The following is a 512-nucleotide window of genomic DNA, read 5'->3' as shown; positions in this document are numbered from 1 at the left end:
CTGCTCACCAACGATACGTTGGGCGCGGACACCAGCACGGTCGCCATCACCACGGGCGATGCCAAGTACGGCACGCTGGTCGACAACGGCGACGGCACCTGGTCCTATCAGTTGAACAACAGCCTGCCGGCCGTTCAAGCCTTGAACAACGGCGAGACGCTGACCGAGACCATCCGCTACACGATCACCGATGCCGATGGCGACACCAGCACCGCTGAATTGACCATCACCATCAATGGCCAGACCGACGCGCCGCCGGTTGTCACGCCTGAAGATGGCGACGGAAACGTCACTGACGCACACAACAGCGTCGTTGAAGCCTCTGGCGAGACCGTCACCGGCAAGGTCACCGTGTCCGCTGAAGCCGGCATCGCAGGCGTCACGGTCGGTGGCCATGATGTCACCAACGCGTCCACGACCCCGGTCGTCATCACCACCGACAAGGGCGTGCTGACCATCACGGGTTACAACGCGGCGACGGGTGTCATCACCTACTCCTATCAGGAGACCGG

The 512-nt window shown here is 62.7% G+C and carries 1 protein-coding gene; it reads left to right on the top strand.

Features of this window, described 5'->3' with window-relative positions; translation table 11 throughout:
* Positions 1-512: VCBS domain-containing protein (locus ACE039_RS22860; protein WP_485823413.1), on the top strand; the 512-nt coding region annotated here is incomplete at both ends.

Source organism: Achromobacter maghribensis, from assembly GCF_057334215.1.
The sequence above is the reverse complement of the archived record's forward strand: the minus strand, read 5'-3'. Positions and strand labels throughout refer to the sequence as shown.